Origin of the sequence: Collimonas sp. (genome assembly GCF_039923675.1) — a bacterium.
Classification (GTDB): Bacteria; Pseudomonadota; Gammaproteobacteria; order Burkholderiales; family Burkholderiaceae_D; genus Collimonas.
Genome location: NZ_JBDTCG010000095.1, coordinates 109,851 through 133,765, shown reverse-complemented (window position 1 = coordinate 133,765; position 23,915 = coordinate 109,851). Strand labels below are relative to the sequence as shown.

Annotated in this window: 20 protein-coding genes; 6 read left to right on the top strand and 14 right to left on the bottom strand. The window is 58.4% G+C overall.

Going from position 1 to position 23,915, the window contains the following annotated elements; translation table 11 throughout:
- Position 1 precedes the first annotated feature (1 nt).
- The 6 genes from ABI171_RS21070 to ubiE form a co-directional block, all read right to left on the bottom strand.
- Positions 2-1,087: an ABC transporter ATP-binding protein gene (locus ABI171_RS21070; protein ID WP_348094516.1), complete on the bottom strand. Its 1,086-nt coding sequence runs from the start codon at positions 1,085-1,087 to the stop codon at positions 2-4.
- 135 nt (positions 1,088-1,222) lie between these two features.
- Positions 1,223-1,837 carry a methyltransferase domain-containing protein gene (locus tag ABI171_RS21065; RefSeq protein WP_348094515.1) on the bottom strand — a complete coding sequence of 205 codons (615 nt, stop codon included), beginning with the start codon at positions 1,835-1,837 and terminating at the stop codon, positions 1,223-1,225.
- 2 nt (positions 1,838-1,839) lie between these two features.
- Complete coding sequence (gene ubiB, locus ABI171_RS21060; RefSeq protein WP_348094514.1) at positions 1,840-3,417, bottom strand: ubiquinone biosynthesis regulatory protein kinase UbiB; 1,578 nt, start codon at positions 3,415-3,417, stop codon at positions 1,840-1,842.
- Entirely contained in the window at positions 3,414-4,016 is a 603-nt protein-coding gene (locus ABI171_RS21055; RefSeq protein WP_348094513.1) for an SCP2 sterol-binding domain-containing protein, read from the bottom strand. The genes ubiB and ABI171_RS21055 overlap by 4 nt, the downstream gene beginning before the upstream one ends.
- 89 nt (positions 4,017-4,105) lie before the next feature.
- Positions 4,106-5,047, bottom strand: a complete 942-nt coding sequence (locus ABI171_RS21050) for a TIM44-like domain-containing protein (RefSeq protein ID WP_348094551.1) — start codon at positions 5,045-5,047, stop codon at positions 4,106-4,108.
- Positions 5,048-5,061: 14 nt separating this feature from the next.
- A complete protein-coding gene (gene ubiE / locus ABI171_RS21045) occupies positions 5,062-5,796 on the bottom strand; it encodes a bifunctional demethylmenaquinone methyltransferase/2-methoxy-6-polyprenyl-1,4-benzoquinol methylase UbiE (protein ID WP_348094512.1) in 735 nt (244 codons plus the stop codon).
- A gap of 341 nt (positions 5,797-6,137) precedes the next feature.
- On the opposite strand from ubiE, the gene ABI171_RS21040 reads away from it, so the two are divergent.
- Positions 6,138-6,977 (top strand): hypothetical protein, encoded by an 840-nt coding sequence (locus tag ABI171_RS21040; protein WP_348094511.1) that lies wholly within the window; start codon positions 6,138-6,140, stop codon positions 6,975-6,977.
- Between the two features lie 39 nt (positions 6,978-7,016).
- A complete protein-coding gene (locus ABI171_RS21035) occupies positions 7,017-7,682 on the top strand; it encodes an AAA family ATPase (RefSeq protein WP_348094510.1) in 666 nt (221 codons plus the stop codon).
- Here ABI171_RS21035 and ABI171_RS21030 read toward each other — a convergent pair whose 3' ends face one another.
- Genes ABI171_RS21030 through ABI171_RS21010 form a run of 5 tightly spaced genes read right to left on the bottom strand, consistent with a single transcriptional unit; the run spans position 7,683 to position 13,176 of the window.
- Positions 7,683-9,071 (bottom strand): FAD-dependent oxidoreductase, encoded by a 1,389-nt coding sequence (locus ABI171_RS21030; RefSeq protein WP_348094509.1) that lies wholly within the window; start codon positions 9,069-9,071, stop codon positions 7,683-7,685.
- Positions 9,072-9,103: 32 nt separating this feature from the next.
- Positions 9,104-9,670, bottom strand: coding sequence for a phosphonate degradation HD-domain oxygenase (locus ABI171_RS21025; protein WP_348094508.1), 567 nt, complete (start codon positions 9,668-9,670; stop codon positions 9,104-9,106).
- Positions 9,671-9,694: 24 nt separating this feature from the next.
- Positions 9,695-11,155 carry a phosphonoacetaldehyde dehydrogenase gene (gene phnY / locus ABI171_RS21020; protein WP_348094507.1) on the bottom strand — a complete coding sequence of 487 codons (1,461 nt, stop codon included), beginning with the start codon at positions 11,153-11,155 and terminating at the stop codon, positions 9,695-9,697.
- Positions 11,156-11,196: 41 nt separating this feature from the next.
- Positions 11,197-12,435: a phosphonoacetate hydrolase gene (gene phnA, locus ABI171_RS21015; RefSeq protein ID WP_348094506.1), complete on the bottom strand. Its 1,239-nt coding sequence runs from the start codon at positions 12,433-12,435 to the stop codon at positions 11,197-11,199.
- A 30-nt stretch (positions 12,436-12,465) separates the two neighbouring features.
- On the bottom strand, positions 12,466-13,176 hold the full coding sequence (locus tag ABI171_RS21010) for a phosphonate utilization associated transcriptional regulator (RefSeq protein ID WP_348094505.1): 711 nt from the start codon (positions 13,174-13,176) through the stop codon (positions 12,466-12,468).
- Between the two features lie 277 nt (positions 13,177-13,453).
- Here ABI171_RS21010 and ABI171_RS21005 point away from each other — a divergent pair, with 277 nt between their 5' ends.
- From ABI171_RS21005 to ABI171_RS20990, 4 genes are read left to right on the top strand one after another with little or no spacing between them, the layout of a single operon-like run.
- On the top strand, positions 13,454-14,440 hold the full coding sequence (locus tag ABI171_RS21005) for a putative 2-aminoethylphosphonate ABC transporter substrate-binding protein (protein WP_348094550.1): 987 nt from the start codon (positions 13,454-13,456) through the stop codon (positions 14,438-14,440).
- Positions 14,441-14,485: 45 nt separating this feature from the next.
- Complete coding sequence (locus ABI171_RS21000; protein WP_348094504.1) at positions 14,486-15,613, top strand: putative 2-aminoethylphosphonate ABC transporter ATP-binding protein; 1,128 nt, start codon at positions 14,486-14,488, stop codon at positions 15,611-15,613.
- A 26-nt stretch (positions 15,614-15,639) separates the two neighbouring features.
- Positions 15,640-17,343 (top strand): putative 2-aminoethylphosphonate ABC transporter permease subunit, encoded by a 1,704-nt coding sequence (locus ABI171_RS20995; protein ID WP_348094549.1) that lies wholly within the window; start codon positions 15,640-15,642, stop codon positions 17,341-17,343.
- Positions 17,344-17,392: 49 nt separating this feature from the next.
- Positions 17,393-18,523, top strand: coding sequence for a 2-aminoethylphosphonate--pyruvate transaminase (locus ABI171_RS20990; RefSeq protein ID WP_348094503.1), 1,131 nt, complete (start codon positions 17,393-17,395; stop codon positions 18,521-18,523).
- Positions 18,524-18,561: 38 nt separating this feature from the next.
- Here ABI171_RS20990 and ABI171_RS20985 read toward each other — a convergent pair whose 3' ends face one another.
- From ABI171_RS20985 to ABI171_RS20975, 3 genes are read right to left on the bottom strand one after another with little or no spacing between them, the layout of a single operon-like run.
- Entirely contained in the window at positions 18,562-18,993 is a 432-nt protein-coding gene (locus tag ABI171_RS20985; protein ID WP_348094502.1) for a DUF971 domain-containing protein, read from the bottom strand.
- A gap of 39 nt (positions 18,994-19,032) precedes the next feature.
- On the bottom strand, positions 19,033-19,461 hold the full coding sequence (locus ABI171_RS20980; RefSeq protein WP_348094501.1) for an HIT family protein: 429 nt from the start codon (positions 19,459-19,461) through the stop codon (positions 19,033-19,035).
- Between the two features lie 2 nt (positions 19,462-19,463).
- Entirely contained in the window at positions 19,464-23,492 is a 4,029-nt protein-coding gene (locus tag ABI171_RS20975; RefSeq protein WP_348094500.1) for an FAD/FMN-binding oxidoreductase, read from the bottom strand.
- Positions 23,493-23,915 lie beyond the last annotated feature (423 nt).

Genomic DNA, 23,915 nt, shown 5'->3' with positions numbered 1-23,915 from the left:
CTTACTCATACAAGAAATGCCCTGTGTCGAATTGCCAGGCGATGTCGACCATGTCGCCGACCTCGAAGAACTTGGCGCGGCCGGCGGCCGAATTGGCCAGCAAGGCTTCGATCGTGGTGCCGTCTTCAGTCTGCACGATATATACAGTAACGTCGCCCAGATACAGCAGCTCTTTGACAAAGCCCTTGAAATGATTTTCGGCGTTGCCGGTATTGATCTCGGCGCTGATATGGATTTTTTCCGGACGCAAGGCCAGCGTGCCTTTAAGGCCTACCGCGGCATTCGGCGGCACGGCGCATTTCACCAGGCCGAGGCCGGGCACATCCAGTTGCATGGCCGCGCCGTCGATGCTGGCAATGGAGCCATCAAGCAGATTGCAGGTACCGATGAAATCGGCGACAAAACGGGTGCGCGGATAGCTATAGATGCGCGACGGCTCGTCCAGCTGCTCGACATTGCCGCGGTTCATGACCGCGATGCGGTGCGACAGCGCCAGCGCTTCGCCCTGGTCGTGGGTGACATAGACGAAAGTGATATCGACTTCTTTTTGCAAGTTGATCAGTTCAATCTGCATCTGTTCGCGCAGCTTGGCGTCCAGCGCCGACAACGGCTCGTCCAGCAACAGCAGCTTGGGACGCGACACCAGCGCCCGGGCAACCGCAACCCGTTGCCGTTGCCCACCTGACAACTCATGCGGAAAACGTGCGGCAAAGCCGGTCAGTCGTACATCCTCCAGCGCTTCTTCGACCCGGGTGCGGATCTGTTCGGCCGGAACTTTGGCCATCTTCAAGGGGAATGCGATATTCGCCGCCACCGTCATGTGCGGAAACAGCGCGTAATTCTGGAATACGGTACAGACCGGCCGGTGTTCCGGCGGACTGCCTACCAGATCGACGCCATCCAACAGAATCTGGCCTGAATCCGGCAGGTCGAAGCCGGCAATCATGCGCAACAAGGTGGTTTTGCCACAGCCGGAAGGGCCCAGCAGGGTAAAGAATTCGCCGGCTTCAATTGACAGGCTGATATTGTCAACTGCGGCAAAGTCGCCAAAGCGACGACTGACATTACGGATTTCTAGCAGCGCCATATCTCTTCATTTCCAGGAAGGCGAAAAACCGCCAATTGTAGCAAGTTGACTGCGAATTATGTGAAAAAAGCCAGCGTATATCCCGTTGGACATACACTGGCTCGATTTTTTGCGACACAGGGCTGTAACTACTCTTTAGCCGCGCCGCCGCCATTCCATCCAGCGTTCTTTGCCGGCAAACACGGCGATGGAGTCAGTAACGTCCCGCTCGTCGACCAGCTCGAAATCGGCACGCAATAAACGTTCCAGTTCAGCCCGGCCGATGCCGAACGGCGGCCCTTTCGGGGCGTCGTCGAAAAAGAAGAAACCGGCCAGGGTAGCCCCGGCCGGCAGCAGTTCGGCCCAACGGCTGACGATGGCGACGCGCCTGGCGGGCGGCAACGCGCACAGGAAGGCGCGCTCATAGATAAAGCCGAGCGGCTGTTGCGGCGTGTAGGCAAAAAAATCGGCTTGCAGCACCCGCTCCGACCACTTGCCCAGCACCGCCCGCGCCGCGATGACTGCGGCGCGGGAAAAGTCTATCGCTGTCACGTCCCAGCCGGCCTGCGCCAGATAAGCCACCTCGTAGCCGGCGCCGCAACCGGGAATCAGCGTCGAGACCGGCTTGCTGCGGTTCACATACTGCTGCAGCGCCAGCGGCACGCCGCCATTATCCCAGGGCATGAATTCCTGCTCGAATCGCTCGCTCCAGAAATCGGGATGCGAGGGGTCGCGGCTGGCAAATTTTGGCGGGGAATCAGGTGTCGACATGGTTACCACCAGATGCCATGGCCAAAGCGCAGGTAAATCAGTGTCAGCAGCACGCCGGCAACGACGCCGCCGCCGAGATAGACGACGATACCGAGGAAGTGGTTGGTCTTGCGCTGTTCGGCGATCAGACGCCACATCAGCTCATTGTTTTGCTCACCCTTGTGCTCGATGACATGGGTCATCACCTGATGCGCCAGCCGCGGCAGTTGCGGCAGCAGCTTGCTGTAGCGCGGCACTTCGATTTTCAGATGCTGCAGCAAGCCGCGCCAGCCCATCTGCTCGCTCATCCAGCGCTCCAGGTGTGGCTTGGCGGTTTTCCACAGGTCCAGCTCGGGATCGAGCTGACGGCCCAGGCCCTCGACATTGAGCAGGGTCTTTTGCAGCAACACCAGTTGCGGCTGCACTTCGACGTTAAAGCGGCGCGAGGTCTGGAACAGCCGCAACAGCACCTGGCCGAAAGAGATATCTTTCAGCGGCCGGTCGAAGATCGGCTCGCAGCAGGCGCGCACTGCGGATTCCAGTTCGTCGACCCGGGTTTCTTTTGGCGCCCAGCCGGACTCGATATGCGCTTCGGCCACGCGCTTGTAGTCGCGCTGGAAAAACGCCAGGAAATTTTGCGACAGATAATCCTTGTCGAAATCGTTGAGGGTCCCAACGATGCCGAAATCGAGCGCAATATAGCGGCCGAATGTGGCCGGGGCCACCGACACCAGGATATTCCCGGGATGCATGTCGGCATGGAAAAAACCGTCGCGGAATACCTGGGTGAAGAAAATCTCGACGCCGTCGCGCGACAGCTTGCCGAGATCGACGCCGGCATCGCGCAAGCGGTCCAGCTGCGAAATCGGGATGCCGTGCATGCGCTCCATGACGATCACCGACGGCGAGCAATAATCCCAGTACATTTCCGGCACGACCAGCAACTCGGAATCGGCGAAATTACGGCGCAACTGGCTGCCGTTGGCGGCTTCGCGCATCAGGTCCAGCTCATCGTGCAGGTATTTATCGAATTCACCGACCACTTCGCGCGCCTTCAGACGCTTGCCGTCGGCCCACAACGCTTCCAGCAGTCCGGCGGCGATATGCATCAGCGCCACGTCTTCATCGATCGACTTCTTCATGCCGGGACGCAGCACCTTGACCGCGACTTCCTTGCCATCCTTCAGCGTGGCAAAGTGTACCTGGGCGATTGACGCCGAGGCGACCGGCACCCGCTCGAAATTGGCGAACAGCTGGTCCGGATGGGCGCCCAGGGATTTCTGGATTTGCGCAATCGCCAGGTCGGAACTGAATGGCGGCACCCGGTCTTGCAGGCGCGACAGCTCGTCGACCATATCGCCCGGCAGCAGATCACGGCGGGTCGACAGCACCTGGCCGAATTTGACGAAAATCGGCCCCAGCTCCTCCAGCGCCATGCGCAAGCGCTCACCGCGCGGCGCGGAAATGTCGCGCCAGAAAATCAGGGTATCGATCAGCTTGGAGATACGCGGCGTATCGAAACCTGACATGGCGATATCGTCCAGGCCATAGCGCACGGCGACGCGGACGATTTTTAAAACGCGCAAAAATTTCAGAATCATGGGGTCTTCAGTTTATTGATGCGTTTCGCCAGGCGTTCCACATCGTCGCGCAACCTGGTGACATCATTCGTAAAATCGGACACAGCCTGCGGCCGGACCAGCATCGGCTGTTCTTCCAGAAAATATTCGGCCAGGTTTTCTGTTAATTTTTTATGCGTCGACCGCAGGCCGGCGACCAATGCATTGCCGCCGGAGACCAGGCGCACCGCGGCAATATCGCCGACCAGTTTGCTCAAATCGTGTTCGGCATCCCAGCGCAGGTCCTGGCTGACTTGTGAAATGGCATTGGCAAAATCGGCATCGCCATCGATCTTCACATAGGAAAAAGCCCGCTCCCGGTTCTGCGCAATCAGCGGCAGGTCCGCCAAATTGACGCGGATGGTGACATTCGGAACATTCACGACATTCTCATCGGCATCCGCCGGCGGCACCTGCAGCAAACCATCCGGGCTGACTTGCCAGCTCAGCTTGACTGCGCCGCCATCGAAACAGGCGACTTTGCCCGCGTGCGACGCCAAGATGCGCTGCGCCCACGGTTCCTGCGCCAACAAGTGGTTGATGGAGGCGGTGATCGGCTTGAAATTGAATTGAGGAGTCATTGTCACAAAATAAAACCGCCCGTGACAATTCACGGGCGGTCCAAGTTTATCAGTTTGTCCGGCTTAAAACCCGACTACGGGCTTAGCAATTATGCATTGACCTGCTGGATCCCCGCTAAAACCCAGCCGCCCTGCCCTGACAAAGGCTTGGAAAGGTTCCAGATTTCGGTGAACGGCTCGGCCGACGCTTCCGGCACTTCCTTGATCAGGCCGGTGAATTTGACGCTGGCCAGATAATCGTTGCCGATGGTTTCGATGCCCATCAACTCGCCATCCAGCTGCACGACGTCGGTATTGTTGGGTGAAGCGCCACGTTCCTGCAATTGCAGACGCAGCTCGCCGAACATTTCCGGCGTGGTGAATTCGCGGATGTCATTGATGTCGGCCTTGTCCCAGGCTGCCTGCAGACGGATAAAGTAAGTCTTGGCGCTACGGACAAAGCCCGGGACGTCGAAGTCTGCGGGAATTCCCCAAGGACCGCCGTTTGTCGACGCCGGCGCAGCCGATTGCAATGTCGATGACTGAAACGCCGGGCCGGAATTGATACGAGAGCCGATTTCAGGCGTAAAACCGGAAGAATTGCTATCAAAAGAGGCGTTTGTGCCCGGATTCGCTCCGGAATAAGCCGCAGGTGCAGGCCCGCCGCTGTTTTTACGCATGACCAGCCGCACAACGAAAATAACCGCTACCGCCAGCAAAGCCATCAACAGGAACGAGCCGAAAGCGCCGCCCATGCCGAAGTGCGACATCAAGGCGCCGAGGCCGAGGCCCAGCAAAGCACCGCCCAGGATGCCCTTCCACGGGCTGGCCGGCTTAGGTGGAATTGCCCCCGGCGTGGCGGCAGGCGTTGCCGGTTTGGCCTGGTTGGCGTTGCCGAAATTCTGCGACGGTGCACTTGGCGCCTGGCGCGAAATACCGGACGACTGCTTGCCGAACGAACCACCGCCGCCAAGGCGACGGGCATCGGCATTCGATATCGTCATCGACAAGGTGGTGGCTACCATCAGCACCATCAGTAAAAATCTCTTCATCTTCATGCCAGCTCCTACAGTTTTATGCCGGTATGCAAGGCCGCCACACCGGCAGTTAAATTGAAATACTCAACGCGCGCCAAGCCGACATCCGTCATCATCTGTTTCAGGGTGTCCTGATCGGGATGCATGCGAATCGACTCCGCCAGGTAGCGGTAGCTTTCAGAATCATTGGCAATTTTCTTGCCCAGCCATGGCAATACGGAAAACGAATAGACGTCGTAAGGCTTCTTCAACGGCGCCCATACTTTCGAAAACTCCAGCACCAGCAACTTGCCGCCCGGTTTCAACACGCGGCGCATTTCCGCCAGCGCGGCATCCTTGTGCGTCATGTTGCGCAAACCGAACGCTACCGAGACCCGGTCGAAATAATTGTCGGGGAACGGCAATTTCTCCGCATCGCATAGCAAGGTGGGGGTGGACAGGCCGTTATTCAAGAGACGGTCGCGGCCGACGCGCAGCATCGACTCGTTGATATCGGTCAGCCAGACCTCGCCGGAAGGGCCGGCGCGCTTGGCGAAAGCCTTGGCCAGGTCGCCAGTGCCGCCGGCGATATCCAGCACTTTGAAACCCGGGCGTATCGCCGCCTGGGCAATGGTGAAAATCTTCCAGGCGCGATGCAGGCCGGCCGACATCAAGTCATTCATGACGTCATACTTGGGCGCAACCGAGTGGAAAACTTCGGCAACTTTGTGGACTTTATCGTCCTCGGAGACGGTTTTATAACCGAAATGGGTGGTGTTGGTCATATCAGCAACCTTATTTGGCAGACTGGCATTATACAAGTCCGGTACTCGGGTGTTTCGCTTGTTACGCTGAATTTGCTGAATTTGCTTCATATTAAATCATGTCGGAAACCCAAGTGTTCGACCTGGCACAAGTCGCTTAATTCCGTATCTTGCTCAAGTATCTTGCTCAAGTATCTTGCTCAAATTTCGTAAAAGCCTTGTAAAAATTGATGAACCACCAGGAACAGGCAAAAATCCCGACCGGCTTTGCTGTTGCCGGCGAGCCCCAGTCGTGCTCCCGTTTCATCCGGAAGCAGTGAAGAAAGTTACTTGAGCTGCTGTTTGGGGTCGAAACGCCAGCCATGGATTTGCCGTTTACCAGAGAGGAAATTGCGCGTTTCCATGAAAGCACGGTTACGTCGCAGGACCGCTGCATAGACCCGCAGACCTGGAAGGATCTTGATTTGGCCGGCTATTCGGAGCTGCTGGCGCCGAAGACAAGTATTTTTGGACAACAGGTTTTGCATCGGCGGCTCAAGCTCGGCATGCCGGATGGGTCGCAGACCGAGAATCACCTACCCTACCGCCAGTTGTTGCGAGATCCCGTATTGTCGGGCCAGCTCGAACAGGCGATAGCTCCCCTGCGTCAGGCCGAGACCGAAATCGGCGGTGCCCTCTTTGTCCACAGCACGACGAAGATGCCGCCGTGGCTGCGCTACACCGGGCTATTTCCGGTGGCGATTTTCCTGATGGTCGCGGCGCTGAAGCTGTCGTTGCTGTGGATGATTAGCATCGCCATCGCTTTGTTTATCGTGCTTTATGTACAGGGGCGCTGGGACGAAGAAATCGGTGAGACCCGAGGTTTGTTCGAGACCATACAACTATTGCTGAATGTGGCCAGATCATTGGGATTAAAAGGGCGGGCCAATCCGCACGCGCTGTTGCATGAATTCGTCGGCCTGCTGCCGCAGGTGCAGAAGATCCACGGCAAGTTCACCCGTGCGCCACTGGCATCTGCCATCCCCGGAGTCGCAATTTATGCAGACTGGTTCCTGCTTTCCAATATTCGCCAGCATTTTAAATCCAGGCGCAAGCTGGAAGAAAATATCACGCTGCTGCAGCGCTGTTATGAGCTCACCGTCAATCTCGAAGCGGATCTGGCGTTGGCGCGCCATCTGTGCAATCAGTCGCAGATCTGCTGAATAGATCGCGACCGTGCGAGCCTTGTCAGATTTGCGGATGTGGTCAATCCGCTGCCGCGCAACGCAGTGCCGGTTTCGATTGCACTGGATGGCAGGGGAGTTTTCCTGTCAGGTCAGAATGGCGCGGGCAAGAGTACCGTATTGCGCACGATCGGCCTTAACCTGGTCATTGGCCGCGCTTTTGGATTCTGCTACGCCGCCAGCGCCAGCATGTCTTCCGCGCCGGTGTACTGCAGTATCCAGATCGAAGACTCGATGAATGGCGGCGAAAGCCTGTACATGGCAGAACTGCGGCGCGCCCGAGAACTGCTGCAGGCCAGCGAACGCGATGCCGGCTGCGTTTTCCTGATCGATGAAATTTTCCGCGGCACCAATCAACTGGATTCAGTGTCCGCTGCTGCCGCCGTCTTGCACAGCCTGGCGCAAAGATCGCTGCTGCTGGTTTCATCGCACAACCTGGTGTTGTCGCCGCTGCTGGAGCGATGGCTGACGCCCTTGCGCGTCGAGCGCAAGGCTGGATCGCATGACGATATGTTCCTGGCGCCAGGTATCTTGGTTGATCCCAACGGCATTGCCTTGCTCACCAGCAGCGGCTTCAATGCCGAGGTGGCGTCAAAAGCCGATAAGGTGTCTGCGTGGTTGAGCGATTATCTGTCGCATCCCAAGGAATGCCCTAATCTGCTCGACAATAGCCAAGTCATGTAGCTAAGCCTTGTCCGCCTTGCCCGCAGCACTCGCCAGCTTGCTCAGCATCTGGTCCAGCAGCCATGGCTTGCGGTCCTGGTCTTCAGCCAGCTCTTTGCGGCGGATCGCATCGCGCACCACCAGCGATCCGATATAGCGCAAAGGCTCAGGCGGGAACTGTCCGCGCGGGCCGGCGGCCAGCGGGCTGCGGCTCCAGGCGTTGTCCAGGCCCAGCACCAGCGATGACAACAGCTGTCCGCCCATATAGCTGGGGCCGACGCCGTTGCCGGAGTAGCCGAAACCGTAGAACACGTTCGGCATGTCGTCGAGCCGCCCGAAGAATGGAAAACCGGTAACCGAACGGTCTGAAGGTCCGTTCCAGCTGGCGGTAATCGGGACGTCGGCCAGCGCCGGGAAGAATTCATGCAGGCTGCGCTTGAGCTGTTGCTCATACGGCGACCGCTGGTCGAATACCGGCAGGATGCGGCCGCGCCAGGCGAAGGTATTGCCGCCCTTGCCCAACATCAGGCGGCCGTCTTCGGTGCTGCGGTAATAAAACACAAAGGTACGTGAATCGAGCACCGAAACGCCATCGGTCAAGCCGATTTTCTGCAGCAGTTCTGGACACTTTTCCGTGATTATCATGTCGCTGGAAACCACCGCCAGGGTGCGTTCGAACTGCGGAAAGCGGCTGGCCATCCAGGCGTTGATCGCCAACACCATCTTGCCGACCTGCAGGCTGCCGGCAGGTGTTTGTAATGTCACGGTAGCGCCGGGCGTGAACGACAGCATCGGCGTTCTTTCGTAGATCCGGATCCCCATTGCCAACGCTACGCGGCGTAGGCCGCGCACCAGCTTGCCGGGGTGGATGGTCGCCGCCATCGGGGAAAATACGCCGGACAGATTGCGTGCGGAGCCGGAACGGCGCTGCACTTCGGCGTCTGGCAGGGAATGATAAGAACTGATGCCTTGCCGTTTCAATTCGTCCAGCACCGGGTCCAGCACCCCCAATTGCGCCTTGGTGGTGGCGGTATAGAGCGTGCCGTCTTGGCGAAACTCGGCGTTGATCTTGTGCTCGCGGCAAAAGTCGCCGATATGATCGACCACCGCCTCCGATGCCTTGACCAGGCGTATCGCTTCAGCCTCGCCGAACAGCCGCCGCAAGGTAAAGAATTTGGTCGACCAGGTCAGCAGGCAGCCGCCATTGCGGCCGCTGGCGCCGGCGCCGCACAGATCGCTTTCGATGATAGCGATGTCCAGCGCCGGATTCTGCTGTTTCAACTGGATCGCCGTCCACAGGCCGGTAAAGCCGCCGCCGACAATGCCGACGTCAGCGCTTTGCCGGCCTTGCAATGCGGGAGCCAGCTCGCCGTCGGCGAATAATGCATCTTCCAGCCAGAATGGGCGCATGGATCATCTATCCTAAATAAGGTCGTGCCGGGTTACGCTACTTCGGTCCGGCTTGGGGCCACTTTACAAGCGTTCATCAGCTTGGAAAAATACTGTAAATCGGGCGTCGCCATTCCTGCCGCCTTGGCTTGGTCATCCCACAGGCGCAGCCTGACCGCATCTGCGGCGTAGGGACGGGAAATGAATTGCTCGGCGTCGGTGACGGAGAAAACGCCGCCCTGCAGTTCCAGGCTGCGCTTGGAGTCTTCGGACAGGCGCCCCCAATAACCGGCATCGGTCGCGCACAGGTAGCGTTTGGCGTCGACATGCAGGCGAATCGGCTCCAGCACCGCCGGACCGAACAGGCCGCGCAGATAAGGGATAGCGAAATACTGATGGGTATCGTCGACGCCGCGCGCGGAGGGCGTCTCGCCTTGCGGATTCAACAGGTGGCCGAGGTCGTGCAGCAAGGCTGCGCAGATCAATTCCTGTTGTGCGCCATTTTGCTCGGCCAACGTGGCCGATTGCAGAGCGTGTTGGAGCTGGTTGACCGGCTCGCCACTATACATTTCGTGGCCGCCTTGTTCGAAGAGTTCGCAGATTTGCGGGACAGTGAGCATGTTCGGTTCCGGATTAGTTGCTGGTTAATTCCAGGGCAGAGAATAAGTTTTGGTATTGCAAAAACTTTTCATCGCCTCTTGCACGCCTTCCTTGTAACCCAGGCCGGAATCCTTGACGCCGCCGAACGGCGTCAGCTCCAGGCGATAACCCGGGACTTCGCGGACGTTGATGCTGCCGACTTCCAGTTCGCGCACGAAGCGGGTGATGTAATCGAGACGGTTGGTGCATACCGACGACGATAAACCATAAGGCGTCGAATTCGAGATGCGGATTGCATCGGCAATATCGGTGCAACGGATGACTGGTGATACCGGACCGAAAGTTTCTTCTGCGACCAGCTGGCAATCGGCAGGCACATGATCCAGCACCGTCGGCGAATACACTGCGCCATCACGGATATTGCCAAACAAGAGCTTGGCGCCGCGCTTTTGCGCGTCATTCACTTTGGCTTCGAAGGCGCTGGCGGAACGGGCGTCGATCACGGTACCCATGTCGTTGTGCAGATCCATCGGATCGCCGTATTTGATGGCCTTGGTTTTGCTCACCAGCAGATCGACGAATTCGTCCGCCACGGCCTGATGCACGATCATGCGTTTGACCGCAGTGCAGCGTTGGCCGGAATTTTTGTACGAGCCGGAAACCGCCAGCGTCGCCGCTTCTTCCAGGTCGGCATCTTCCATCACGATGATCGGATCGTTGCCGCCCAGTTCCAGCACCTGCCGTTTGTATACCGCTTTGCCGGCGATGTATTTTCCGATCGGCACGCCGCCGGTAAACGTCACCAGATCGACGTCCGGATTGGTCAGCATCTCGTCGGCGATTTCAGCCGGATCGCCGGTCACCACCGAAAACATTTCCGGTGGCAAGCCTGCTTCGTACAAGATATCCGCCAGCAGTAAAGCCGACAGTGGCGTCTTTTCGGTCGGCTTCAACACCATGCGGTTGTTAGTGGCGATCGATGGCGCGACTTTATGGGCGACCTGGTTAAGCGGATGATTGAACGGTGTGATCGCCGAGATGGCGCCCAGCAGCGGTTCCTTCAAGGTGTAGACCTTGCGTTGCTTGCCGTGCGGCGTCAGGTCGCAGGAAAACACCTGGCCGTCATCCACCAGCGCCTGGTTAGCGGCGAACACAAATACATCGCAAGCACGGCCGACTTCGTACAGACTGTCTTTCTTGCACAGACCAGCCTCCGCTGTGATCAGATCTGAAATGGCGTCGGTATTGGCGCGCAGCAGTTCCGCTGCGCGCAGCATGATGCGCGAACGATCAAAGCGCGTCAGCGGCGAACGAAAAGCCCGCGCCGCCTGGAAGGCGTGGCGAATATCTTCGACCGTGGCCTTCGGCACCGAACCTACCAGCGCGCCGTTGAAGGGATTGCGAATCTCTATGCGGCGCGGGTTGCCGACCAGCTTGCCGGCAATCCGCATGTCTTGATGTAAAGGTTCGCCCTGCTTGAGCTTGCTCAGTTCGGTCAGCATCATGTCCTCAGATCCTCAGGTCATTTTTGTCAGATGGTTGGAATCTACTGCGCGTTGTTCATCGCCAGATAAAACACATCGAAGTTGCGCAGTCTGTGATCGGCGGGAATGGCGCTCAGTTTGCGGTTGAACATCAGTGGCACCCGTTGTTCCGAGATGCCGCCGTGCGAACGCAAAGGCAGTTTCAGTTCGGACAGGTCGTGCCGACTGGCGGCAGTGCCGATCACCGTCAAGCGTTCGCTCACCACCACCAGATCACCGATACGGTCTGGCGGCAACTCGAAGCGCTGCGCCGCCTGTTCGCGTGTCAGCACCAGTTCGATGCCGGGGATGGCGCGGATCTTGTCGGCGATCTCGGCGGCGTTGGCGGCGGCGCCAAGATAGACGGTTGCGTAGGAACCGAGCGCGCCATGATGCACCACATAAGGATCGGTAATCGGCAAGATGACGCGGGTCTTCTCGACCCCGACCTTGGCATCCAGCACGTCCTGCAGATAAATCACGTTCGGCTTGCCCGCGCTGTCAGTCTTGGCGTTCATGCCATGGTCGGCAGTCAGGCCGATCACCGCGCCCAGGGTGTCGAGCTGGGTCAGGTAATGATCCATCATCGCGTAGAAGGCATTGGCGCCGGGCGTACCGGGAGCGTACTTGTGCTGGATGTAGTCCGTGGTCGACAGATACATGATATCCGGCCGTTCGCTGGCCAGCAGCTTGACGCCGGCGGCGAACACGAACTCGGACAACTCGGCGCTGTACACCGATGGCAGCGGCATGCCGACCCGCTCCAGCAGGTTGTCGATGCCGTTTTGTTCCAGCGTCGCCTGGTCGGCCTTTTCCGCCGAGAAGCAGATGCCGCGCATCTTGTGGCCCAGCAGGCCGCGCAGCTTGTCCTTGGCGGTGATGACCGCGACCTTGGCGCCGGCGTCGGCGAAAGTCGCGAGGATGGTGGCGGCGCGCAGGTATTTGGCGTCGTTCATCATCACTTCCTGCTTGGTTTCCAGGTCGTAGAAGTAATTGCCGCAAATGCCGTGCACGGCAGGCGGCACGCCGGTCACGATCGACAGGTTGTTGGGATTGGTAAAGCTCGGCACCACGCAATCGGCGCTCAATATCGTGCCCTGCTCCACCATCTTTTTCAGGAACGGCGCGACGCCGGCCTGTATCGCCTGATTGACGTATTCCTGCTCGCAGCCATCGACGCAGACCACGACCAGCGGCTGTTGCATCGCCGGGTAATTGCGGCCATTGACGCTGAGGGTGCCTGTGATTTTGGTATTGGACATGGGATTACCTTCGCAATGAGTCGGAGACGGTTATTTCAACGTTATTTGTTCAGCCGAGGCCGCTTTTTGCGCCTGTGCCTTGTGCATGCGGTTGCGTCCGGCCACCGCATGCTCGCGCATGATGTCGCCTGCGACTTGCGCATCGCCGGCGGCGATGGCATCGACGATCTGGTGATGTTCGGTGGTGGAGGTGGGCAAGCTGCCTTTTTGCGCCAGCGCCGAGCGGCGGAACAGATTCAGCTCGTTGACCAGGCGGCGATAGGTATGCAACAGCTTCTTGTTGGCGGTGAACTGTACCAACGCATCATGGAAGCTCAGATTCAGTTTCAGGTAGCCGTCGACATCGCCCAGGGTCACCATGCCATCCATTCGTTCCAGCAGCATGCGCAATTCTTGCACCTGCACCGGCTTGATGATGGTCGCCAGCTTGCGGCCGATCAGTTCATCCAGCGCCGCGCGCACTTCATAGATTTCATCGGCTTCTTCGACCGAGATCTGGCGCACAAAGACGCCGCAGTTTTTTTCCTGCTGTACCAGTCCAGCCTCTTCCAGCGCGCGGAATGCTTCGCGCACCGGACCGCGCGAAACGCCGAGCATTTCCGCCAGCGAGACTTCATTCAACTTGTCGCCGGCGACCAGGTCGCCGGCCAGGATCATGCGCTCCAGCTCCTTCTGTACCAATGAAGGCAGGGAATTTTTCTGGACCAGGGCGATGGTGTTCATGGTGCGGTTGTTTGTCATGGCGTTTTCTTTTTTTTCGAGTTGGTGATTGCACTTTAATTTAACAACGTGTAGATTGTCAACAAAATACATAAGACATGATGCAATAAAAATAGCGGCGGAAAGAAACTGCGAAGAAACCGCGTGACTATAGATTTACCGAAGTTCAATAACGACAACATTGCGGTAGACGATTTGCTCACCATCTGAGGAGATGACAATGAAGCAGCAATTTGCACGAATCCTGCGCGCCGGCGCAGCGGCCGGGGCGCTAACCGCCCTGCTTGGCACAGGTTTCATGCTGGCCACATCCAGCAGCCACGCCCAATCCAAGACTTCCTTGCTGGTCTACACCGCGCTGGAAACCGACGCCATGAAGCAGTACAAGGACGGCTTCGAAAAAGCCAATCCGGGCGTCGAGATCCGTTGGGTGCGTGATTCCACCGGCGTCGTCACCGCCAAGCTGCTGGCGGAAAAGAACAATCCGCAAGCCGACGTCGTGGTCGGCCTCGCCGCCACCAGCCTGGCGCTGCTGGGCCAGGAAGGCATGCTGCTGCCGTATGAACCGCAAGGCATGAAGGAGCTGAACCCGGCCTACGTCGATACGGCGCGGCCGCCGACCTGGGTCGGCATGGATGTGTGGGGCGCCACGGTCTGCTTCAATACGATAGAAGCCAAGAAGCTGAATTTGCCGAAGCCGACCAGCTGGCAAGACCTGGCCAAGCCGGTCTACAAAGGCCAGATCGTCATGCCGCATCCAGCTTCCAGCGGCACCGGCTACCTGGACGTCACCGCCTGGCTGCAAATGTTCGGCGAAACCAAAGGCTGGCAGTACATGGATGCCTTGCACCAGAACATCGCGCAGTACACCCATTCCGGCTCCAAACCTTGCACCATGGCCGGCACCGGCGAATTCCCGATCGGCATTTCGTTTGAATTCCGTGGCCATCAGGTCAAGAACAGCGGCGCGCCGATTGAATTGATTTTCCCCCAAGAAGGCTTGGGCTGGGACGTGGAAGCCAGCGGCATCATGAAGAACACCAAGAACCTGGAAGCGGCAAAAAAACTGGTCGACTGGATGAGCAGCAAGGAAGCCAACGTCGTCAGCGCCAACTGGTGGGCCATCGTCGCCTATCCCGGCATCGCCAAGAAGGTGGAAGGGATTCCGGACAATTATGAAAAGCTGCTGATCGCGCCGAATGACTTCAACTGGTCCGCCAAGAACCGCGAACGGATCCTGGCTGAATGGGGCACGCGCTATAACTCCAAGGCGGAAAAGAAATAAATCACCGTCAATCTCAAGCCACGAGCCATCCGGAGAATAGCCATCATGCCGCAGCAGAATCCTTGCCTTACCGCGCAGCCTTACCTGACACTGGAAAACATCTCGAAATCGTTCGGCAGTTTCCATGCGCTGCGCGATATCAACCTGAGCGTCGGCGAAGGCGAATTCGTCTGTTTCCTTGGGCCGTCCGGCTGCGGCAAGACCACTTTGCTGCGCATTATCGCCGGCCTGGAAAGCCAGAACCAGGGCCGTATCATCCAGGGCGGCAAGGATATTTCCTGGCTGGCGCCGATCAAGCGCGACTACGGCATCGTGTTCCAGTCTTACGCGCTGTTCCCCAACCTGACCATCGCCGACAACGTCGCCTATGGCCTGGTCAACCGCCGTCAGAGCCGCGGCGCCATCGCCGAGCGGGTGCAGGAACTGTTGACGCTGGCAGGCTTGCCGACCAGCGGCAAGAAATTTCCGGGGCAATTGTCCGGTGGCCAGCAACAACGGATTGCGCTGGTGCGGGCGCTGGCCACCTCTCCGGGACTGCTGTTGCTGGACGAACCGCTATCGGCACTGGATGCGCTGGAGCGGGTACGGCTGCGCAGCGAAATCCGCCAGTTGCAGCAGCGGCTGGGCGTGACCACCATCATGGTTACCCACGACCAGGAAGAAGCGCTAACCATGGCCGACCGCATCGTGGTGATGAACCATGGCGCCATCGAGCAATGCGGCAAGCCGCAGGATATCTATCTGCAGCCGGAATCGCCGTTCGTCGCCTCGTTCGTCGGCAAGGTCAATATCCTGCGCGGCGTATCTCTCGGTGATGGCCGCTTCCGTATCGGTCACCTGGATTTTCATTGCGAATCGCTGCTCGATCATATTGCTGCAGGTGAGCCGGTCAAGGTTTATCTGCGGCCGGAGGATTTCGTCGCCCGCAACGTGGAACAGCGCACCCGCAGCCACGCCATGGCGGAAGTGAAAAAAATAGAATTCCTGGGCGCGTTCAGTTACTTGACCGTGGTGCTGGAGGGCATGGAGCAGCAGCCGGTGGTGGCGTCAATGTCGCTCAATTTGTTGAAAGAGATGGGGCTGGGCATTGGCAGCAAACTGCGTTACGGCCTGCTTCCGGAGCGCATCCGCGTCTATCCGGATCACCAACCATGCCAGACGGTGGCGGCATGAACCGGCAGGCCAGCAGGCTCGGTGTCATGCCGCTATCGGCGAACGGCGCACCCGCCGTGGCTGGCCGCCGGCAAAGCCACTGGCACGACCGCGTTGCTCACGCCTTGCTGTTGCTGGTGTGCGCCGGGCTGGCCGTGTTCCTGCTGATGCCGGTGCTGATGATCCTGATTCAAAGCGTGCAGGACAAGGACGGCGCATTCGTCGGCTTGCGCCAGTTCAGCGACTACATGTCGACCCCGGCGTTGCGGCAATCGGTGTTCAACACGTTACTGATTGCGGTTTCGGTGACATTGCTGGTGATCCCCGCCGCGTTTACTTTCGCTTACGCACTAACGCGCAGCATGATGCCGTGCAAACGGCTGTTCCGCACCATGTCGCTGATCCCGATCCTGGCGCCGTCGCTATTGGCGGCGATTTCTTTCATCCAATGGTTCGGCACCCAGGGCGTGCTCAAAGGACTGCTGGGCGGCGCGTCGATCTACGGCCCGATCGGCATCATCATCAGCGAATGCTATGCCGTGTTTCCCCATGCGTTGATGATATTGATCACTGCGCTGTCGCTGGCTGACGGCCGCCTGTACGAAGTTGCAGAATCGTTGGGCACCAGCCGTCTGCGTAAATTCTGGACCATCACCCTGCCCGGCGCCAAGTACGGCCTGATCAGCGCGGCGCTGGTGGTGTTCACTTTCACCGTCAACGATTTCGGCGTGCCGAAAGTCATCGGCGGCGATTTCAATGTGCTGGCCATCGACGTCTATCAACTGGTCATCGGCCAGCAGGATTTCAACAAAGGTGCAGTAGTGAGTTTGCTGCTGCTGTTGCCGGCGCTGATGGCTTTCGCCATCGATTTCACGATCCGCCGCAAACTGCAATCGCAGCTGTCGGCACGCGCTGTGCCGTTCGTACCGAAGCGGCATCGCGTTTTCGATTCGCTGATGCTGGCCTACTGCGCCATCGTCTGCCTGATGCTGCTGTCAGTGCTGGGCATGGCGGTCTACACCTCTTTCATCAAGCTGTGGCCTTACAACCTGACGCTGGTATGGGATCACTATTACTTCGGCCTGGTCCAGGACGGCATCCTGGAATCGTACTTCAACAGCCTGCGGCTGGCCGCCTATGTTGTCGTCAGCGGCATCGTCCTGATCTTCGGCAGCGCATATCTGGTCGAGAAGACTCGCGGCATGGCGCCGGCGCGGCCGGTGATCCGCCTGTTGGCCATGCTGCCGATGGGCGTGCCGGGCCTGGTGCTCGGCCTGGGTTACATCATGTTCTTCAACCATCCAGACAATCCGCTCAACGTCCTGTATCGCAGCATGGCGATCCTGGTGCTGTCGACGGTGGTGCATTATTTTACTTCCAGCTATCTCACCGCCGTCACCGCCCTGAAAGCCATCGACAATGAATTCGAAGCCGTCTCGGCTTCGCTCAAGGTGCCTTTCTATAAAACCTTCATGCGCGTCACGGTGCCGGTCTGCCTGCCGGCGATCCTGGATATCGGCCGCTACCTGTTCATCAATGCCATGACCACCATTTCGGCCGTAGTGTTCCTGTATTCGCCCGACACTACCCTGGCTTCGGTGGCGCTGTTGAACCTGGAAGCCGAAGGCAAGATCGGCCCGGCGGCGGCGATGGGCACCCTGATCGCATTGACCTCGGCCATCGTCTGCCTGTTGTACGCATTAGCCACGCGTGTACTGCTGAAGAAGGCGCAAAGCTGGCGCCAAGCCTGAACCTGTTTGAAACACAACCAACATCCCGCACCAGACCAAAGGAAATATCATGAGCCTGCAAAGCCGCGACCCGATTCTTCTGACCCCCGGTCCATTGACCACCTCGCTCGCCACCAAGAGCGCCATGCTGCAGGACTGGGGTTCATGGGATGCCTCGTTTAACGCCATCACCGCCAAGGTCCGCAAGCAGTTGCTGGATATCGCCAACGCCCACGACAGCCACGTTTGCGTGCCAATGCAAGGCAGCGGCACGTTTTCGATAGAGGCGGCGATCAATACCCTGCTGCCGCGCAACGGCCATATGCTGGTGCTGATCAACGGCGCCTACGGCAAGCGCATGGCCAAGATCGTAGAAATGATGGGACGCCAGGTCTCGGTATTTGAGACAGCTGACGATGTGCCGACCACCGCTGCCGACGTCGAGCGCGTCTTGAACAATGACCGTAGCATCACTCACGTCGGCGTGATCCATTGCGAAACCAGCACCGGTATCCTGAACCCACTGGCCGAAATCGCCGAGGTCGTGGCAGCTCACAAGAAAAGCCTGATCATCGATGCCATGAGTTCCTTCGGCGCGCTGGAAATCGACGCCGCCAAGATCAGCTTCGACGCCCTGATCGCCGCCAGCGGCAAATGCATCGAAGGGCCGCCGGGCATGGGCTTTGTGATTGTGCGCAAATCGGTGCTGGAAAAAGCTGCGGGTAACTCGCGCTCCCTGTCGCTCGACCTGCACGATCAATGGGCTTACATGGAAAAAACCACGCAATGGCGCTTCACGCCGCCGACGCATATCGTGGTGGCTTTTCATCAGGCCTTGAACCAGTTCTTCTCCGAAGGCGGTCAGCCGGCAAGACTAGCCCGCTACACAAAAAACTACGACACGCTGATGGCCGGCATGCGCGAGTTCGGCCTGATCCAGTTTCTGCCGGCAAAAATCCAGGCGCCGATCATCGTCACCATGCACGCGCCGAAAAGTGCGAGTTATGAATTCAAGGATTTTTACAACCGGGTGCGCGATAAAGGTTTTATTCTCTACCCGGGAAAATTGACTCAGGCCGAGACTTTCCGCGTTGGTTGCATAGGAGCGATCGGCGCTGAAGAAATGCAGCAAGCAGTGCATGCTATCGGCGATGCACTGCGTGAGATGGGAGTCAAAACAAGAAATGCGGCCAGTTCGTAGGCGATGCAGACAACCGGCTTGTACACAAAGCCGGGGATTTATGCGCAACCGTGACCGCCCGCTGACTTGCTGGTCATGGACAAATCGCGACCGGCTTCCCGGCCGTGTCCGGCATCTTCCAGCCGGCGCAGGTAATCCTCCCACATCGCATCCTGGTCGTGACCCAGCTTGTACAGATAAGCCCAGGTAAAAATGCCGCTGACGTGGCCATCGGAAAAGGTAGGCTTGACCGCGTAATTGCCGACCGGTTCCAGCGCCGCCATCTCGACATTGCGCTTGCCGGTTTGCAGCACTTCCTGGCCGGGGCCATGGCCGCTGACTTCGGCGGACGGCGAATAGACGCGCATCAGTTCAAACGGCAGCGAAAAAACCGCGCCGTCGTCGAAAGCGACTTCCAGCTTGCACGATTGCTTGTGCACTGTGAAAGACACCGGTACAGGAGCAGGTGCGGATTGTTTGGAGCCGGTCATGGTGATGGACTAGGTAAAATTAAAAACGATTAAAGACGATTAAAACTGTGCAACCATTGCCGAACGCAATGCGCCCAGTAATGCCTGCCGTTGCGCCAGGCTGGACGGTGGCGTTTGCCGCTCGGCTGCCGCCCAGACAGGACTCGGAAATTGCGCATCGTCCAGATAGCGCGGAATTACGTGCCAGTGCAGATGCGGCGTCATGTTGCCGAGGCTGGCCAGATTGATTTTTTCCGGCTGCATGACGGCGCGCACAATGGATTCGACTTTACAGACCGCAGCCATCAATGCGCTGCGATCAGCTATCGGCAGATCGGTCATTTCCTTGACATGGTTATTCCAGATGACACGGCAAAAACCCGGATAGGCTGCATCGTCCACCAGCACCACACGAAACTTTTCGGCGCGGTGGAGAACTTCTCCACCGTCGCCGCTGCACAATTCGCAATCAATCGGATGTTCTGCCATGGTCACACCAAAATTCGTTCGATGCCGCCGTTGTTGGCGCGGGCAACGTAATCCGGCAACCAGTTCTCACCAAGCAGGTGACGCGCCATTTCCACCACGATGTAATCGGCGGTAGTGCCGGAGTCATCGTTGTAGCGCGACAAACCCTGCAGGCAAGACGGGCAGGACGTGAGGATCTTGACATCGCCGACAAAACCATCGGCGCGCAGCTTGTCCGCGCCCTTGTTCATCTCTTCTTCCTTGCGGAAGCGCACCTGGGTCGAGACATCCGGACGGCTGACGCCGAAGGTGCCTGACTCGCCGCAGCAACGCTCGTTCTTCTCGATCTTGGCGCCGTTCTCGGTGGTGATCAGCGCGTTGACCGTCTTCATCGGATCCTGCAGCTTCATCGGGCTGTGGCAAGGGTCGTGATACATGTAGCGCGTGCCGCTGACGCCTTCCAGCTTGAGGTTTTTCTCCAGCAGATATTCGTGGATGTCGATGATGCGGCAGCCAGGGAAAATCTTGTCGAACTGGTAGCCCTGCAACTGGTCGTAGCAAGTGCCGCAGGAGACGATCACGGTCTTGATGTCGAGATAGTTCAGGGTATTTGCCATGCGATGGAACAGCACGCGGTTATCGGTGATGATCTTCTCGGCCTTGTCGAAATCGCCCGAGCCGCGTTGCGGATAGCCGCAACACAGATAGCCAGGCGGCAGCACGGTCTGCACGCCGACTTGCCACAGCATAGCTTGTGTCGCCAGGCCGACTTGCGAGAACAGCCGCTCCGAACCGCAACCCGGGAAATAAAACACGGCTTCGGTATCGGCGGTGGTGCTCTTCGGATCGCGGATGATCGGTACGATCTTGTCGTCTTCGATATCCAGCAAGGCGCGCGCAGTCTTCTTCGGCAGGTTGCCCGGCATCTTCTTGTTGATGAAGTGGATCACCTGTTCTTTGATCGGCGCCTTGCCGACCGTGGCCGGCGGTTTCTTGGTCTGCTTCTTGGCGAATTTCTTCAGCATGTCGTTGCCGAAACGCTGCGCCTTGAAACCCCAGTCGGTCATGACCTTGCGGGTCATGTTGATAGTGGCCGGATCGGTGGCGTTGAGAAAGAACATGGCCGCAGTGGTGCCGGGATTGAACGATTTCTTGTTCATCTTGCGCAGCAGGTTGCGCATGTTCATCGAGACGTCGCCGAAATCGATATCGACCGGACATGGCGTCAGGCACTTGTGGCAGACGGTGCAATGGTCGGCGACGTCTTCGAATTCTTCCCAATGCTTGATCGAGATGCCGCGCCGGGTCTGCTCTTCGTACAGGAAGGCTTCCACCAATAGCGAAGTGGCCAGGATCTTGTTGCGTGGCGAGTAAAGCAGGTTGGCGCGCGGCACGTGGGTGGCGCACACCGGTTTGCATTTACCGCAACGCAGGCAATCCTTGACGCTGTTGGCGATGGCGCCGATATCGCTTTGCTGCATGATCAGCGATTCATGGCCCATCAAGCCGAACGACGGCGTGTAAGCATTGCTAAGGTCAGCCTCGAAACCCGGCAGGTTGAGCAACTTGCCTTTGTTGAAGCGGCCTTCCGGATCGACCCGCAGTTTGTAGCTGCGGAAATCCTTGATTTCATCTTCGGTCAGGAATTCCAGCTTGGTGATGCCGATGCCGTGTTCGCCCGAAATCACGCCGTCCAGCGAACGCGCTAAAGCCATGATACGCGCCACCGCGGCATGCGCATCCTGCAGCATTTCGTAGTGGTCGGAATTGACCGGTAGGTTGGTATGGACGTTACCGTCGCCGGCATGCATGTGCAAGGCGACGAACACGCGGCCGCGCAGCACGCGCTTGTGAATCGCGCCGCACTCGTCGAGGATAAGCTTGAACGAAGCGCCGTTGAAAATCTGCCGCAGCAAAGCGCGTACTTCCTGCTTCCAGGAGACGCGGATGGTGCGGTCCTGCACCACATCGAATACCGTCGCTTCCGGTTGCGTACGCAAACGCTCATCAAATACCAGGCCGAGTTTTTCCAGCCCCAGTTGCACCAGCTGCTGCTGGGCATCCTTGAGCGGCAAGTCAAGATTCGCCAGCAGATAAGTCCAGCGCGCCTCGACATCGGCCAGCAATTGTTCAGCCTGGTTCACGCGGTCTTCCAGGATTTCGGTGGCCGGAATATCATCGCCGTCGGCGTCGTCGCCCTTGCCCAGTGGCAGATTGCCCTTGAGCAGGAAATCGCGTAATTCGCCCAGCAATTGCAGCTTGTTCTTGCCCGACAGTTCGATATTGATGCGCTCGATGCCGTCGGTGTACTCACCCATGCGATTGAGCGGGATCACGACGTCTTCATTGATTTTGAAGGCGTTGGTGTGCTTGGCGATGGCAGCCGTGCGTGCGCGGTCCAGCCAGAATTTCTTGCGCGCTTCCGGACTCACCGCGACGAAACCTTCGCCGACACGGTTGTTGGCCATCCGTACCACTTCCGATGCCGCTTGCGCTACCGCGTTTTCATCGTCGCCGACGATATCGCCGAACAAGGCCATCTTCGGCAACACGCCGCGCTTGGATTTGGTGGTGTAGCCGACTGCGCGCAAATAACGCTCGTCCAGATGTTCGAGGCCGGCCAGGATCGCGCCACCCTTCCTGGTTTCAGCATCGAGGAAATCCTTGATCTCGACGATCGATGGAATCGCATCGCGCGCCTGTCCGAAAAATTCCAGGCAGACAGTGCGCGTGTGCTTCGGCATCTTGTGCAGAATCCAGCGCCCGGAGGTAATCAGACCGTCGCAGCCTTCTTTTTGAATCCCCGGCAAACCCGCCAGGAATTTATCGGTAACGTCCTTGCCCAGGCCTTCCTTGCGGAACACGCGGCCCGCGATTTCCAGGATTTCGGTCTTGAATGGTTTCTCGCTTGGACGGCCCTTTTCGGCCGGATGACGCCATTCGAGCTGGAAGCGCGCCAGCGGTGTGTCGTGAATCTTGCCCAGGTTATGGTCGAGACGGGTGACGTCCAACCAGTCGCCGTTCGGGTCGACCATGCGCCAGCTCGCCAGATTATCCAGCGCGGTGCCCCACAACACGGCTTTCTTGCCGCCCGCATTCATGGCGATGTTGCCGCCGACGCAGGATGCTTCCGCCGAAGTCGGATCGACGGCGAACACGAAGCCGGCTTTTTCAGCGGCGTCGGAGACGCGCTTGGTGACTACGCCGGCGCCTGAGTAAATCGTCGCATATTCTTTATCCAGCCCTGGCAGCACAGCCATTTCCACCGCGCCGAGCTGTTCCAGCTTTTCGGTGTTGATGACCGCCGACAACGGCGTCAGCGGAATCGCGCCGCCGGTGTAACCGGTGCCGCCGCCGCGCGGGATGATGGTCAGGCCGAGTTCGATACAGCCCTTGACCAGGCCGGCCATTTCATCTTCGCCGTCCGGCGTCAGCACCACGAAGGGATACTCGACGCGCCAGTCGGTGGCGTCGGTCACGTGCGAGACGCGCGACAGGCCGTCGAACTTGATGTTGTCCTTGGCGGTATAACGGCCCAGGATCTTGTTGGTGCGCTTGCGCAGATCGTAGGTCTGGCGGAATTCGTCGGAGAAAGCGGCAATCGCTTTCCTGGCGGCGGCCAGCAACGCTTCGACATTTTCGCTGCGCTTTTTGGCTTCTTCATCGCTGCCGGCATCGCGGGTCGTGCCACCTTCCTCCGCCGCATCGGTGACGATGCGACGCTTGTCGACTTCACCGAGACGATGATGCAGCGCATCAATCAGAGCCTGGCGACGCTTCGGATTGTCCAGCATATCATCTTGCAAATACGGATTGCGGCGCACCACCCAGATGTCGCCCAGCACTTCATACAGCATGCGGGCCGAGCGGCCGGTCTGGCGTTTGCCGCGCAGTTCGTCGAGCAAGCGCCAGGAGGCTTCACCCAGCAGACGAATCACAATCTCGCGATCGGAAAACGAGGTGTAGTTATAGGGGATTTCGCGCAATCGCGTAGGGGTGGCGCCGTGTGGCGCATCTGACAATAATGCCTGGATTTTGACTGGGGCGTTCATTGATCTTAAGAAGTGACTACTGCATTGTCTTCAACTGCTGGAGCATCATTTTAGCTGATTGCGCCCTTTAGCGATGGTGACATGGTGATTTGTGCAGCGCAAGATAGCGGCGTGCTGCAGATAGCCAAAGCCAATCGATACAATAAAAACAATCAATTTTTATAATTTAATAGCCAGTACCTATAATGATTTCACCCCCACTAAAATTATGGAGCTTTCATGTTCAGCCAGATCATCAGTGAAATCATGGAAAGCATTGCCCTCACGTTGGCTGACTACGGCCAATGCAAAGGCTGAGCCGCCTGTTTTCAAGGAGTTTTGCCATGACGCCCGTATCGTTATCCACCAGAAATCCCTACTTCGGCCTCTCTCACCTGCTTCGTAAGCGGGCCTGGCCGTTGCGCATGCTGCCGTATGTGGTTT